This is a genomic window from Pseudomonas sp. 478 (assembly GCF_003254125.1).
Classification (GTDB): domain Bacteria; phylum Pseudomonadota; class Gammaproteobacteria; order Pseudomonadales; family Pseudomonadaceae; genus Aquipseudomonas.
This window is the reverse complement of the sequence record NZ_QKZG01000012.1, coordinates 14,701-28,937: the sequence shown is the minus strand read 5'-3', so window position 1 is coordinate 28,937 and position 14,237 is coordinate 14,701. Positions and strand designations below refer to the sequence as shown.

At 59.2% G+C, this 14,237-nt stretch carries 12 protein-coding genes; 8 read left to right on the top strand and 4 right to left on the bottom strand.

Annotated features, from left to right (window positions below; all coding sequences use genetic code 11):
- Positions 1-10 precede the first annotated feature (10 nt).
- Positions 11-406, top strand: coding sequence for a DUF2599 domain-containing protein (locus DFS28_RS22980; RefSeq protein ID WP_158539694.1), 396 nt, complete (start codon positions 11-13; stop codon positions 404-406).
- 113 nt (positions 407-519) lie between these two features.
- On the top strand, positions 520-1,212 hold the full coding sequence (locus DFS28_RS22975) for an aspartate/glutamate racemase family protein (RefSeq protein ID WP_111451565.1): 693 nt from the start codon (positions 520-522) through the stop codon (positions 1,210-1,212).
- 1 nt (position 1,213) lies between these two features.
- Here the strand turns inward: DFS28_RS22975 and DFS28_RS22970 are convergent, their stop codons facing one another.
- From DFS28_RS22970 to DFS28_RS22960, 3 genes are all read right to left on the bottom strand, one after another.
- Complete coding sequence (locus tag DFS28_RS22970) at positions 1,214-1,735, bottom strand: GNAT family N-acetyltransferase (RefSeq protein WP_111451564.1); 522 nt, start codon at positions 1,733-1,735, stop codon at positions 1,214-1,216.
- Positions 1,736-1,924: 189 nt separating this feature from the next.
- Entirely contained in the window at positions 1,925-2,905 is a 981-nt protein-coding gene (locus DFS28_RS22965) for a LysR family transcriptional regulator (RefSeq protein WP_111451563.1), read from the bottom strand.
- A gap of 87 nt (positions 2,906-2,992) precedes the next feature.
- Entirely contained in the window at positions 2,993-3,433 is a 441-nt protein-coding gene (locus DFS28_RS22960) for a carboxymuconolactone decarboxylase family protein (protein WP_008150813.1), read from the bottom strand.
- 208 nt (positions 3,434-3,641) lie between these two features.
- Here DFS28_RS22960 and DFS28_RS22955 point away from each other — a divergent pair, with 208 nt between their 5' ends.
- The 4 genes from DFS28_RS22955 (at position 3,642) to DFS28_RS22940 (ending at position 7,037) form a co-directional block, all read left to right on the top strand.
- Positions 3,642-5,075, top strand: coding sequence for a PLP-dependent aminotransferase family protein (locus tag DFS28_RS22955; protein WP_111451562.1), 1,434 nt, complete (start codon positions 3,642-3,644; stop codon positions 5,073-5,075).
- A gap of 123 nt (positions 5,076-5,198) precedes the next feature.
- Positions 5,199-5,492, top strand: a complete 294-nt coding sequence (locus tag DFS28_RS22950) for a putative quinol monooxygenase (RefSeq protein ID WP_111451561.1) — start codon at positions 5,199-5,201, stop codon at positions 5,490-5,492.
- 189 nt (positions 5,493-5,681) lie between these two features.
- Complete coding sequence (locus tag DFS28_RS22945; RefSeq protein WP_111451560.1) at positions 5,682-6,098, top strand: cupin domain-containing protein; 417 nt, start codon at positions 5,682-5,684, stop codon at positions 6,096-6,098.
- A 228-nt stretch (positions 6,099-6,326) separates the two neighbouring features.
- On the top strand, positions 6,327-7,037 hold the full coding sequence (locus DFS28_RS22940; RefSeq protein WP_111451559.1) for an ATPase: 711 nt from the start codon (positions 6,327-6,329) through the stop codon (positions 7,035-7,037).
- 166 nt (positions 7,038-7,203) lie between these two features.
- On the opposite strand, the gene DFS28_RS22935 is transcribed toward DFS28_RS22940, so the two are convergent.
- Positions 7,204-12,111 (bottom strand): NAD-glutamate dehydrogenase, encoded by a 4,908-nt coding sequence (locus tag DFS28_RS22935; protein WP_111451558.1) that lies wholly within the window; start codon positions 12,109-12,111, stop codon positions 7,204-7,206.
- A gap of 503 nt (positions 12,112-12,614) precedes the next feature.
- On the opposite strand from DFS28_RS22935, the gene DFS28_RS22930 reads away from it, so the two are divergent.
- The gene (locus DFS28_RS22930; RefSeq protein ID WP_074876853.1) at positions 12,615-12,968 is read left to right on the top strand and encodes a hypothetical protein; all 354 of its coding nucleotides are present in this window, start codon (positions 12,615-12,617) and stop codon (positions 12,966-12,968) included.
- A 307-nt stretch (positions 12,969-13,275) separates the two neighbouring features.
- Complete coding sequence (locus tag DFS28_RS22925) at positions 13,276-14,235, top strand: MoxR family ATPase (protein WP_008150800.1); 960 nt, start codon at positions 13,276-13,278, stop codon at positions 14,233-14,235.
- Positions 14,236-14,237 lie beyond the last annotated feature (2 nt).

The window sequence follows — 14,237 nt, the reverse complement described above, 5'->3', positions numbered from 1 at the left end:
CGTTGGGTTGATGTCGACTTTGAGTGCATCCCTGTATGCGCAAAATAGAACTGACCCGCCTGACAGTTACATCCTTACCGTGGAGCGCTGTGTGAAATACGTGGAAGGCGCACAGTGGATTTATCGGGACTATGAGTGGTCATTTTCTATTACGCCCACACCCTGTGCGAGGCGGACACCGCCAGAAGGGACGCCCTACCTGTGGGACGAACTCTCCCGCGACTATTCCAACAGCCGCTATTGGAAAAACACCCATGGCATGCGCCATCAATTGATTTGTCATCTGGCGATAGCAAGAGACAAACCGCAATGGAACCTGGAGCCGTGGCGACCTGATGTAGGGTATGAGAAGACGTTGGCCGCCGGATGCAACCATGTCATCCCCTTGCCTGAAAAGGCACCATGACACTTCCCGGAAAGATGAGCGCTACAGTTTATTTTTCACTGGCATCTGCCCTTGAACACATCGAAACTCCCAAGCCAAGCCTGTCAATGCAGGCCATAGCTTGAGGAAAACCAATGCGCACCATCGGCCTTATCGGCGGCATGAGCTGGGAGTCCAGCGCCGAGTATTACCGTCTCATCAATCAGCAGGTGCGCGACCGGCTCGGGCCGTTGCGTTCGGCGAAATTGCTAATGTACAGCGTCGACTTTGGCCCTGTCGAACAGGCTCAGCATGCCGGGCGCTGGGACGAAGCGGCGGCGATTCTAGTGGATGCGGCGCAGCGATTGCAGGCGGGTGGCGCCGATTGCGTGGTGCTGTGCACCAACACCATGCACAAAGTGGCCGGGCAGATTCAGGCAGCGATCAGTATTCCGTTCCTGCACATCGCCGACCCGGCGGGTCAGGCTGCCGTCGAGGCTGGCGCGCTGAAGGTCGGATTGCTCGGCACAGCGTTCACCATGGAGCAGGACTTCCTCAAGGAACGCCTGACCTCGATGGGGCTGACCGTGCTGGTGCCGGAGGCCGATGAACGTCAGGCCGTCCACCGGATCATCTATGACGAGTTGTGCGTCGGGGTGATCAGCGAGCCGTCACGCAAGGTCTATCAGCAGATCATCGAATCACTGACCCGACGTGGCGCCCAGGCAATCATCCTCGGTTGCACGGAAATCGGCCTGCTGATCAAACCCGAGCACAGCGCCCTGCCCTTGCTCGACACCACCGAACTGCATGCACAGGCAGCGGTGGCGTTCGCGTTGGGCGAGTGATTCAACCGGCCTTGGGCGGGCGACGCAGCCGCGCCATGCTCAAGGCATCCACCAGCACGCCGTCACGCACGGCGTAGTCGCGAAACAGCCCTTCGGTGTCGAAGCCGAACTTGCGATACAGCCCGATGGCGGCTTCGTTGTCGGCGTAGACCGAAAGCTCGAGCCGTTGCAGGTTCATCCAGTTGTCGGCGATGTCCAACGCCGCCGCCAACAGCTTCGAGCCGATGCCCTTGCCCTGCCAGGCCACCGCTACGCCCATGCCGAGATTGCCGGCATGGCTGCGGCGGATCCGCGAAAACTGCTCCAGGCCAATATTGCCGATGACCGCCCCTTGATGCAGCGCCACCAGCTGCAGCACACGCTCATTGTCCGGCGCCAGGCGTTTGCGCCAGACCTCGGTGGACTGAAACGGCATTTGCAGCACCTGACGGGCAATGGCCGGGTCGTTGTAGAGCGCGGTAATGCCGTCGATGTGGGAGTCGTTGAAACGTTCGAGGGTGATGACAGCGTCAGTGGCGGGCATGGGTGATTCATCCTTGAGACAGACATGGCCGCCCACTCTAAACCGCAATCTTCCAGTGTGGCGAGAACCATTGTGGGAGCGGCGGTGCGGCGATCCGACTTGCTCGCGAAGGCGATTGCACATTCAACAATGATGTTGACTGCCAGTCCCCCTTCGCGAGCAAGCCCGCTCCCACATTTTGGATGGCGGTCACCCCTCGAACCACTCTCGGCGCTCGTTGAAGGTGTTCTGGATCAGCTCAACAATCATCTGCACCTGCGCTGAACCCTCGGACTCGGCATTAACCGCCATCCACACCTGACGCTGCATCGGTTGACTGAACAGCCCCGGCAACTCAATCAGGCCGCGATCGAAGCGGCTGATGTATCCGGGCAGCAGCCCAATGCAGGCACTGCAACGGATCATCTCCAGCATCAGCGCATAGGAATGCAACTGCACCACCCCGGCCAGGCGCTGGTCCACGAGGGTATTCCACGGCCGGAAACAGTCGACCTGACGGTCATGCTGCCATTGCACCAACAGGAAATCCGTCAAGTCGTCGAGGCTGTCTGGCCGCGACGCGACCCGTGAATACCGTTTGGCGATGTGAGGCAGGTAGTCGAGCCGTGCCAGACGCCGGGGCTCGCTGACCGCAAAACTCGGGCCGGGCAGCGGTGATTCGGTGCCGGCCAGCCACAGCACCACATCGGCGCTGACCGCTTGCAGGGACAGTTCACTGTCCAGGGTGATGATGTCCAGGCGCACGCTGGCGTTGCGCCGCAACAAGGCAACCAGATCGCGACCGAGAATGTCATGCAGGATCGATTCGGCGACGGCCAGGCGAATCAACGGCTGTTCGATCACCGGCAAGTCGCGCTCGTGGGCCAGGGCAATCAACTGCGATTGCAGCTGCAATCCGTCACGACTGAGGGCTACGCCATTCTCTGAGTGGCTGAACAGCGAACACTGCAGTTGCGATTCAAGCTGCGCCAGTTGTTTACGCAGTTGGGTGGCCTTGATATTGAGACTGCGGGCCGCCTGCATGAAACAGCCGCAACGGGCACTGACCCGAAAAGACTGCGCCAGTACCGGATCGATCTCTGCCGCCAGTGCGCGCCAGGATGAGGTTTTTTCTACGGGCAAGCGGTACTCGGCAACTCGCTGACGCGCTGTGGTTTCCATGAATCGCATCGCTGACTCCCTGTCGATCTGTCCTTGAGAGCCTCATCCTGCGCAGGGTTTATGAACCTGACGTGACACTCGGGGCGGAAAATCGATTCAGCCTCCAGGGGTTTGCCGAAAACTCACCGCCAAGCGATTCCAGCTGTTGATGGTGGTGACGGCGATGGTCAGGTCGACCATCTCGCCTTCGTTGAACTGCTCCCGGGCCTGCGTGTAAACGTCGTCCGGCACATGGCTTTCAGAGAGCAACGTGACGGCTTCGGTCCAGGCCAGCGCCGCGCGCTCTCGCGCATTGAAGAAGCCGCTGTCGCGCCAGACCACGATCGAATACAACCGACGGTCAGTCTCGCCGAGTCGCCGGGCATCCACCGAGTGCATGTCGGTGCAGAAAGCACAGCCATTGAGTTGCGAGGCACGGATCTTGATCAAGTGCAGCAAGGCCGGCTCGATGCTGAGGTTGCTGGTCAACGCCTCCATGGCAATCATCGCTTTCATCGCCTTGGGCGATGCGCTGTAGTAATCCAGGCGGGCGTTCATGGCATGACCTCGTGGATCGAATGTGTGCCCCCTCAAAGTAGGCGTTGATACGCAGGCATTACAGATCCAATTCTGCGAAATACCCGTGGACCACTCAGGCACCAGACCAATCGGAGGTTTTTCGCCCACGCAACTTTTGCGCAGGCGCTCATGCGGGTAATCTGGCCCGACGCACACGCGCCTCAATCGCCCCAGGAGCTTCGCCGGTATGGAACTTCACGTTGTCATCAACGGCCGCAAGGACCTGGCAGGCCAGTTGTACAACCAACTGCGCAGCGCCATCGAATCCGGCCGTCTGGCAGCTGGGACGCAACTGCCGCCCAGTCGTTTACTGGCTGAACAATTGGGCATTTCGCGCAAGACCATTTCCGACACCTACACGCAACTGACCTACGAAAACTTCCTCACCGGGGTCATCGGCAAAGGCACCTACGTCAACGCCCGACCGGCGAAAATCACCCGTAAACAGAGCTATTCGGAGTTGGCCAGTGCCGAGGTCATCGAGTCCTGGCGCAACTTGCCAGTGTTTCTGCGCCATCCGACGCTGGAAGGCTCGTTGCGTTACGACTTCATCGGCGGCGCCACCAGCAAGGGCCAGTTCCCCCAGGATGACTGGCGGCGCTGCACCGCTCACGCTTTGCGCCAGATCGCTGCGTCCAAGGGCTTCTACAGTTTGCCCGAAGGCCTGCCGGCGTTACGCAATGCGATTGCCCGGCACATCGCGTTTTCCCGCGGGGTCAATTGCCAGGACGAAGACGTGGTGGTGTGCAACGGTGCGCAACAGGCGCTGGACCTGATCTCCCGGGTGCTCACGCGGCCCGGCAGCATCGTCGCCATGGAAGACCCCGGTTACCCGCCCGCACGCCTGTTGTTCGGTACCCACGGCGCCACGGTGATCGGCGTCCCGGTGGACGCCGAAGGCATTCAAGTAGACAAGATCCCCCTTGGCACCCGCCTGATCTACGTCACCCCGTCGCACCAGTTTCCGCTCGGCATGCCGATGAGCCAGGCGCGCCGGGTCGCGCTGCTGGAGCGGGCCCATGAGTTGGGCGCGATCATCATCGAGGACGATTACGACAGCGAATTCCGCTACGAAGGCCGGCCCACCGATTCGCTGCAAAGCATGGATGAACGCGGCATCGTCGCTTACGTCGGGACCTTTTCGAAAACCCTGCTACCGGAGCTGCGCCTGGGTTATGCGATCCTGCCGCCAGCGATACTCGAAGCGGTCATTCGCGCCAAGCAGCTCACCGACCTGCACACGTCCACCCTACCCCAATGGGCGCTGGCCAAGTTCATCGCCGAAGGCTGTCTGCTCAAGCACATCCGGCGCTGCCATACGATCTATGCCGGACGCCGTGAGCGGATCCTCGAGCGCATGGCCGGCGATCTGTCACCGTGGCTCGAGGCGGTTCCGACTACTGCCGGGTTCCACATGGTGGTTATGTGCAAAGTGTCTATCGATATTCCATTGGTGATCACACTGGCGAAAAAAGTCGAAGTCGGGGTGTATCCCATCGACAGTTTTTTCTATCAGCAAGCGCCGCAGTCCGGGCTGTTCCTCGGTTTTGGCGCCATCGAAACCCTGGACATCGACATCGCCCTGGACCGCCTGCGGGACATTTTGCAGCAGGTTGCCTGACGGATTGGTCTGCGTTTTTATCCCGCGATTGGCTATTGGTGGTCCGGGAATGCAGGCCTATCCTGCATAAACGTTATCCCTCAATGAGCAGGATTCGTCCGGCCTGATTCAGGAGTGTGAGCAATGTCCAACGAAGTGATCAATACCGTTAAGGTGCAGGCCGCCGCCGGCCGCTCGGACGAACTGGGTAAGCAACTGCAAAAAATCGTCGACACCCTGCGCGAATTACCGGGCTGCGATTCCTATATGGTCGACCGCTGCCCCGAGGACGGCAACCGCTGGACGGTCAGCGCCCGCTGGCAATCGGAAGCGGCCATGCAAATGCATTTCAACTGCCCTGAAGTACAGGGCTTTATCAGCCTGATCGACAGCCGCCTGGCCAACAGCGTCGACTTCAACAGCTTTCCTATCGTTTAGAAATTAGGTCGCCGCCTTCGGCTACTCCTACAGGGCTATGGGTACCTCTGTAGAAGTAGCTGGAGGCGGCGATCTTGTTTGTTCAACGCGCAGGATTGGTCCCCTCGCCTTCACGAAAATTGGCTGTTTGATTGGCCTTGGCCGAGACTTACTGTGGTCCCTGACACTAACCACAGCAGGTGATAACCCATGAACGCCTTACGCTACTGTGCTGCGCCCCTCGCCGCCCTGGCCCTGACCTTTTGCGCCGCGACATACGCTCACGAAGCCGCCCCTTCGGAAAAGGTCACGGTGTTGCAGGACCAGATGTTGAAAAACGCACCGGGCAAAAAAGCGCTGATGATCGAAGTCGATTACAAACCCGGCCAATCATCCATCGCCCACAAGCACGACGGCACGGCCATGGCTTACGTCATTTCGGGAGAAATCATTTCCCAGGTCAAAGGCGAAAAGCCGATCACTTACAAGGCCGGTGAATACTGGTACGAGCCAGCCGGCTCGGAGCATTTGGTCTCGAAAAATGCCAGTGCCACCAAACCCGCCAAACTGTTGGTGTTTATGGTGTTAGCGCCCGACGAAAAAGTATTGATCCCTTTGGAAAACTGATAGCTGTTGCGCCAGCCATAAATAAACGGGCTCGAATTAAGCATTCGGGCCTTTTAATTTCCCGACGCAATTAACCGAGACCTTTTAAACCAAACAAAACTATAGTTTTCCTGATAAGTTCAGTGATGGTCTATTTCATTCAGTGTCGACAGGTTTAGTCTGGAATCTCCGCCGACTGTGTCCGGCCTATTAACGTTCCGACTCAAGTTGTTTCACGGGAGAAACACCATGAAACTTGCACTTGTCAGTACCTTGACGATAACGATTCTTTTAACGGGTTGTTCAATACCCACTGCACCGAAAGCTGTTTCTTCGCTCGACGGCATTTTCACCGGACCGGTCGGCCGCAGCAGCGCCACGCATGTCACCCATGGCAGCAACGTGTCCCTGGGCATCGTGTACAGCCGCAACACGCAGACCAACCGCGACTACCTTCAGGATTACCAGGCCAACGCCGGCACCGGTTTCGGCCAGAGCCTGCTGGTGCAGTCGATTCACGATGCCTACGTCGCCACTTCCAAACCGGACTTGGCGGTGGACTGGGTCAAAGCATCCTTGCAACGTCAGTTTGGCTCGGTGACGGTGTATCCGGACATGCAAAGTCTCAAGGCCGCTAAACCGGACGTGGTCGCCATTGTCGACACGCGCAGTCAATTGATGACCTCGCGCAGTTCGGACATCAGCGCAAATGTCAGCGCAGCGTTCTACGATTCCAACTTCAACTACATCGGCACTGCGCAGGGTCATGACGCTAAAGAACTGAGTCCGTTATGGGCGGACTATAAACGCAGCGAAGAGATCGTTGCCGATATAAACGAACAACAGAATGTGCAAGTCAGGGCTTTGCAGAAGTTTGACCAGTCGCTCAGTAATTTATTGACCAGGCCGACAGATAAAGTGTCGATGATCGATAATAATATAGGCAAAAAGTTGTATTGAGGTTGATGGCCCCTTCGCGAGCAAGCCCGCTCCCACATTAGCTCTGTGTACGACGCAAAACCAATGTGGGAGCGGGCTTGCTCGCGAAAGGGCCCGACCAAACGCCACAAACATCAAAAAAAAACCCCGTCTCTCTCAAGACGGGGCTTCTTCATTCAACGCCTGATCAGGCCGCCGGCTCCAACTCAGCGCTGGCGATGCTAGTGGCAGTGACGGGCACTACCGCTTGACCGCTCAACGCCAGATCCAGCAACTCACGGTTGGCCACCGCATACATGGCGTAATCAGTGCCGCTGGCGGCACGGATTTCTACCAGCATGGCGCGCCAGCGTTCGATCATGCCTTCGTGCTCTTCCATCCACAGTTCCAGACGGGTTTCCACGTCCTGGGTGCCGTCGCCCTGTTGCAGGACGGAGATGGTGATCGCACGTTGTTGCCAGTCGACGTCATCGCGGAACGCTTCACGGGCCAGGGCCTGCCAGTTGTTTTCAACCGGCAGAGCGCTGATCTGTTGCAGGTACCAGGTGATGTCCAGCGCACTGCCCACGGCGAAGTAAGCCTTCGCCACGTCGGCGGCGTTCTGACCGGTCACGTCGGACGCTTCGATGATCGGCAGCAAGGTGTACAGGTGAGTGGTGCCTGCAACCATGCGCGCCAGCAACTCAGGAACGCCAGCCGCAACGTACGCCTGATAACGGGTCTGCCAGCCTTCGCGGGTCGGGCCTTCCAGCAGTTCGTCGAGTTTGAGGCCCAGCGCTGCCAGATGTGGACCGAAGTGCGCGACGTCACGGGCAGCATTCTGCTCGTTGCGACGGCTGCGCAGGAACCAGCGCGTAGCGCGACGGCCCAGACGCATCAGCTCATCCATCAGCTCCAGTTGCACGTCAGCGGAAACCTGGTAGTCCAGTGCTTCGATCTGACGGAACCAGTGCGGGAGATGGAAGATGTCGCGCACGATCACGTAAGCACCGGCCACGTTCGCCGGGCTCATGCCGGTCGACTCTTTGAGTCGTTGAACGAAAGTGATGCCCATGTGGTTGACCAGATCGTTGGCGATCTGGGTGCTGACGATCTCACGCTTCAGACGGTGACGGCGCATGGCGTCGGAGAACTTGCTCACCAGGGTCGGCGGGAAAGCAGTTTCCATGTCGCGCGTCAGGTAATCGTCGTCCGGTACCTGGGAATTGAGCAGCGCTTCCTTGAGGTCGATCTTGCTGTAGGAGATCAGCACCGACAGCTCTGCACGGGTCAGGCCATGGCCTTCCGCGAGACGCTCGTTGATCGCTTCTTCAGACGGCAGGAACTCGATGGCGCGATCCAGCTTGCCGCGGCCTTCCAGATCGTTCATCAGACGCTTGTATTCGGCAATCCGCACGAAGGCACGGCGTGCCGCCAGGGACAGTGCCTGAGTCTGCTTGTAGTTGTTGCCCAGCACCAGGTTGCCGACTTCGTCGGTCATGCTCGCCAGCAACTGGTTACGTTGCTTGTCGGTCATGTCACCGGCATGAACCACTTCGTTCAGCAGGATCTTGATGTTCACTTCGTGGTCGGAGCAGTCCACACCACCGGCGTTGTCGATGAAGTCGGTGTTGGAACCGCCGCCATTGAGACCGAATTCGACACGACCCAGCTGGGTCATACCGAGGTTACCGCCCTCGCCCACGACTTTGCAGCGCAGTTCGTTGCCGTTCACGCGCAATGCATCGTTGGCCTTGTCGCCGACATCGGCGTGGCTTTCGCTGCTGGCTTTGACGTACGTACCGATACCGCCGTTCCACAACAGATCCACCGGTGCCTTGAGCAAGGCGTTCAGCAGTTCGGTCGGGGTCAGCTTGTCGGCCTGAATGTCGAAGCGCTCTTTCATCTGCGGGGAAATCGCGATGCTTTTCGCGCTACGGGAGAAGATCCCGCCGCCTTCGGACATGATGCTGGTGTCGTAATCCGACCAGGCCGAACGCGGCAGGTCGAACAGGCGCTGACGCTCGGCGAAGCTGTTGGCCGGCTCCGGGTTCGGGTCGATGAAGATGTGCAGGTGGTTGAACGCTGCGACCAGTTGCAGCTTGTCGGACATCAACAAGCCGTTACCGAACACGTCACCGGCCATGTCGCCGACGCCGACCACCGTGATGTTGTCTTCCTGAACATTGATGCCGCGTTCGCGGAAGTGACGTTGCACGCCAACCCACGCGCCCTTGGCGGTGATGCCCATTTTCTTGTGGTCGTAACCGGCCGAGCCGCCCGATGCGAACGCATCGCCGAGCCAGAAGCCATAGTCGATGGCGATACCGTTGGCAATGTCGGAGAAGGTTGCAGTGCCCTTGTCCGCTGCCACCACCAGGTACGGGTCATCGTCGTCATGACGCACGACGTTGGCCGGCGGTACCAGCGCGCCGTCTTTCAGGTTGTCGGTGATGTCCAACAGGCCCGAGATGAAGATGCGGTAGCAGGCGATGCCCTCGGCCGCGATCTCGTCCCGACCGCCACCCAGTGGCAGGCGACGCGGCAGGAAGCCGCCCTTGGCGCCCACCGGCACGATGACCGAGTTCTTCACTTGCTGGGCTTTTACCAGGCCCAGGACTTCGGTGCGGTAGTCTTCTTCACGATCAGACCAGCGCAAACCACCGCGAGCAACGTTGCCGAAGCGCAGGTGCACGCCTTCGACACGTGGCGAGTAAACGAAGATTTCGAACTTCGGTACTGGCTTCGGCAGCTCTGGAATCTGGTGCGGGTTGAACTTGAAGCTGAAGTAGGACTTGTTCTGACCGTGCGCGTCGGTCTGGTAGAAGTTGGTCCGCAGGGTGGCCTTGATCAGGTCCAGGTAGCGACGCAGGATACGGTCTTCGTTCAGTACCTGAACGTCGTCCAGGGCGCTGAGAATCGCGTGTTCCAGGCGTTGCTGCTTGTCTTCCAGATCGTCGCCGGTCAGCTTGCGCGCCAGGTAGAAACGGGTTTTGAACAACCGGGTCAACTCGCGAGCGATGTCGGTGTGGTTGTTCAGGGTGCTGGCGATGTAACCCAGGTCGAAGCCCAGGCGAATCTGCTTCATGTAACGGGCGTAGGCACGCAGCAGCGCGACATCGCGCCATGGCAGGCCGGCAGTCAGCACCAGGCGGTTGAACGCATCGTTCTCGGCATCGCCGCGCACGATGTGGACGAAAGCGTCCTGCAAGGTGTCGTTGAGTTGCTGGATGTCGAGTTCCAGGCCTTCAGCGGCGGTGAACGCGAAATCGTGAATCCAGAACTCGCGGCCATTGTTGTGACGCAGGCGATACGGGAATTCACCCAGCACGCGCAGGCCGAGGTTTTCCAGGATCGGCAACACGTCGGACAATGCCAGCGGGGTATCGGCGTGATACAGCTTGCAGTGCAGCTCGCGCTGACCGGAGACCTGACCCAGTGGCTGATAGAAGCTCATCACCAGCGGATTGGATTCTTTCAGGCTCAGCAGGTGCTGCATGTCGACCACAGCCGAATGCGCGGCGAAACGCTCGCGGTAACCGGCCGGGAAGCCTTTCGGGAAGTCGGCCAACACGTTGGTGCCGTGGGCTTCGCCGAAGCTTTCGACCACCAGGCTCGCGTAGTCGTCCTGCCAGCTGCGGCAGGCTTGCACGACTTCTTTTTCCAGCAGAACCGGGTCGATGTCCAGACGGTTCTTCGGATCGACGCGCAAAATCAGTTGCACACGGGCCAGCACGGACTCGGAGAAGAAGGTCCAGAACTCGCAGTCCGAGGCTTTCAGGCGATCCATCAGCACTTGCTGGATCTTCTGGCGCACTTCGGTGGAGTAGATATCGCGCGGCACGTACGCCAGGCAGTAGCAGAAACGACCATACGGGTCTTTGCGCAGGAACACGCGAATCTTGTTGCGTTCCTGGATCTGCACGATCGACATCACGGTGGTGAACAGCTCGTCCACCGGGGTCTGGAACAGGTCGTCGCGCGGCAGCACTTCAACCACCTGCGCCAGTTCCTTGCCCAGGTGAGCCTTGGCCTGGAAGCCGGAACGGCGTTCGATTTCTTCGACCTTGCGGCGGATGTACGGGATGACCCGCACGCTCTCGCCATACACCGAGGAGGTGTATAGGCCCATGAAACGGCATTCCTTGATCACGTTGCCGTCGGCATCGATTTCACGGATAGACACGTAATCCGGGTAAGCCGGACGGTGTACACGGCTTGGGTGCGCAGCCTTGGCGAACGACAGCAGGGTCGGTTCGCGCAGGTAGTTCACGGCGTAGTCTTCGATGCGCAGGTCATCGTAGGTCAGGCCGGTACGCAGCAGTTTGGTCAGGCCGAGGAAGGAATCCTGGTCGTAGACGATGTGGCCGCCGTCGGCTTCATCGCGCACCACGAATTCTTCATAGCCCAGGAACGTGAAGTGGTTGCCCACCAGCCATTCCAGGAAGCTTTTGATTTCGCCTTTTTCTTCAGGGTCGACCGCGAACTGGCTGTTGTCCAGGCCAGTGAGGATTTCCTGGACCTTGGCTTTCATCGGTTCGAAATCGGCGACCGCGACGCGGACTTCACCGAGAACCTGTTCCAGTTCCTTGCTCAGGACATTCAGTTCGGCCGAGTTGGCGCAACGGTCGATTTCCAGGTACATCAGCGATTCTTGAAGAATGCCTTCGCCCTGGGTGCCTTTCGGCAGGATTTCCAGCAACTCGCCTTTGCTGCCGCGACGTACGCTCAGCACAGTGGTTTGCAGAGTATGGATGCTGTAGCCGCGACGGTTCAGCTCGGTGCGTACCGAGTCCACCAGAAATGGCAGGTCGTGGTGCAGCACTTCGACCGCGGTGTGGGTCGACTGCCAGCCGTGGCGTTCGTAATCGGGGTTGTAGACGCGCACTTGCGGTTGCGCGTGATCGAAGCGCTCAAGCAGGCGCCACGCAGAAAGGGTGCAGCCGGCGAGGTCGGACAACCGACGCTGGGTCAGCTCGTCCAGGGAAATGATGCCGAAAAATTGTTCCGCGAACAGCGCCACTTGTGGCAGTGCCTGTTCACTGATGTGCTGGGCCAGTGCCGCTTGCAGTTGGTGCTGGAAGTCGGCTTTGCTGGCTGCGGTGAAGAACGCCATCTGTGGTACTCCGCTTGGGCTTGTTATTGATGGAAGCGTCGCGTGCAAACCCCTTTCGGGGCAATCCGTCACCCTGTTCCTGATTCTCGGGCAGAGGAAACAGGATGACAGGTGGGTGAAGCTGGACGAGACACTCAGGTCACATTCACCTTCCATGAATGGGCATCTGCAAAAACGACTGGGCAAGGTGCAGCGCAATGCCTTTACAGGTGCTCATCCGTTGCGCAGCTTAACCAGTGCGGCAAGCCCCGTGCTTGCAGCGCTGCGACATATTCGGTCATCGGTACGCAGCTTGCGCCTTGCGCATCGAACAACACTAGCAGCCGCACGGCAAAACGGGGGGTTAAAGCCCGGTTTTACGGCACATCCGTACCAGAAATGACCAGCAACACCCCAGATGTTCACGACACATCCTCAGACACTCAGGCGAGCAGAAATTCCCCAAGGCTGGCAGAATCGCCCTTTGTTCGTCTTCACAACGCTCGTCGAGCCAGGAATTCCCCATGCAAATGACCACCGCCCTCTTGATCGTCAACCCGTGCGACGACGAAGAAGACAACATGGCCATGCTCTGCTGCCACAGCGATCAGGGCGATATGTTCCTGATGACCCGCTACCCGGACGAGGACGCACTGGACATCAGCCTTGGCGACGAGCCTTCGACGCTGGACGGCGTAAAAGTCACCCTCAGCCCTACACGCCTGCTGATCGAAATCGCTGCTGCTGACGCCGATGCGCTCAATGGTGATGATTCGCTGGAAATCATTCACAGCACTGATGCGAGCGACTTGGCGGAAGTGGAAGAAACACTGCAGAACATCCTCAAGGGTACTGGCACCTACATAAGTCAGCTCTGAGCCCCTGAATCTCGGGTACCTGAACCTGCCTCATCGTGAGCAGGCTCGCTCCCACAGGGGGTCTCCTGCGGATGCAAAAATTTGCGTCCAGCACAATTCCAATGTGGGAGCGGGCTTGCTCGCGAAGAGGCCCGAAAGAACACCATCACCCTCTGAGTCCTACAAAATTCAAACAATCTCGCCAATCAATTCCTGCACTTTGCACAAAATGCCGTTAGTCGCCGCCCCCCGCGATAGATTAAAGTAACGCCCCCAGCCCTGGCGTTATTCGAACGTCTTCGGTCACCCTTTCCAGGAACAGTCATCGATGGAACATCGTGAAGCGCTGCTAGCGCTGCGAACCTTTCTTTCAACGCAGATTCTCGGCCAGGAAAAACTCATCGAGCGCTTGCTCATCGCCTTGCTCGCCGACGGCCACATGCTGGTCGAGGGCGCTCCGGGCCTGGCCAAGACCAAGGCCATCAAAGAACTTGCCGAAGGCATCGAAGCACAGTTCCATCGCATCCAGTTCACCCCCGACCTGTTGCCGGCCGACATCACCGGTACGGAAATCTATCGCCCGGAAACCGGCAGTTTCGTGTTCCAGCAAGGCCCGATCTTCCACAACCTGGTGCTGGCGGACGAAATCAACCGCGCCCCGGCCAAGGTTCAATCGGCCCTGCTCGAAGCCATGGGCGAGCGCCAGGTCAGCGTCGGGCGCAGCACCTACGAGCTGTCGCCGCTGTTTTTGGTGATGGCCACGCAAAACCCGATCGAGCAGGAAGGCACCTATCCATTGCCCGAAGCGCAGCTCGACCGCTTCCTGATGCACGTGAAAATCGGCTTCCCGGACGCCGCCGTCGAACGTCGGATCCTGCAACAGGCCCGTGGCGAAGCGCTGAACGGCGAAACCAAGCCCGAGCGCCGGGTCAGCCAGCAGGCGATTTTTGCCGCACGCAAGGAAATCCTCGGCTTGTACATGGCCGACGCCGTGGAGGAATACCTGGTGCAACTGGTCATGGCCACGCGCACCCCGGCCAAGTTCGACCCGGAGATGGCCGAGTGGATCGCCTATGGCGCCAGCCCGCGCGGCTCGATTGCCCTCGACCGTTGCGCCCGGGCCCACGCCTGGCTGGCCGGTCGCGACTTCGTCAGCCCGGAAGACATTCAAGCCGTGCTGTTCGACGTACTGCGCCACCGCATCATTCTTTCCTTTGAAGCCGAAGCCGCGGGCATCGACCAGGACCGGGTGGTCCAGCGGATTCTCGACGTCGTAGCCGTCGCTTGACC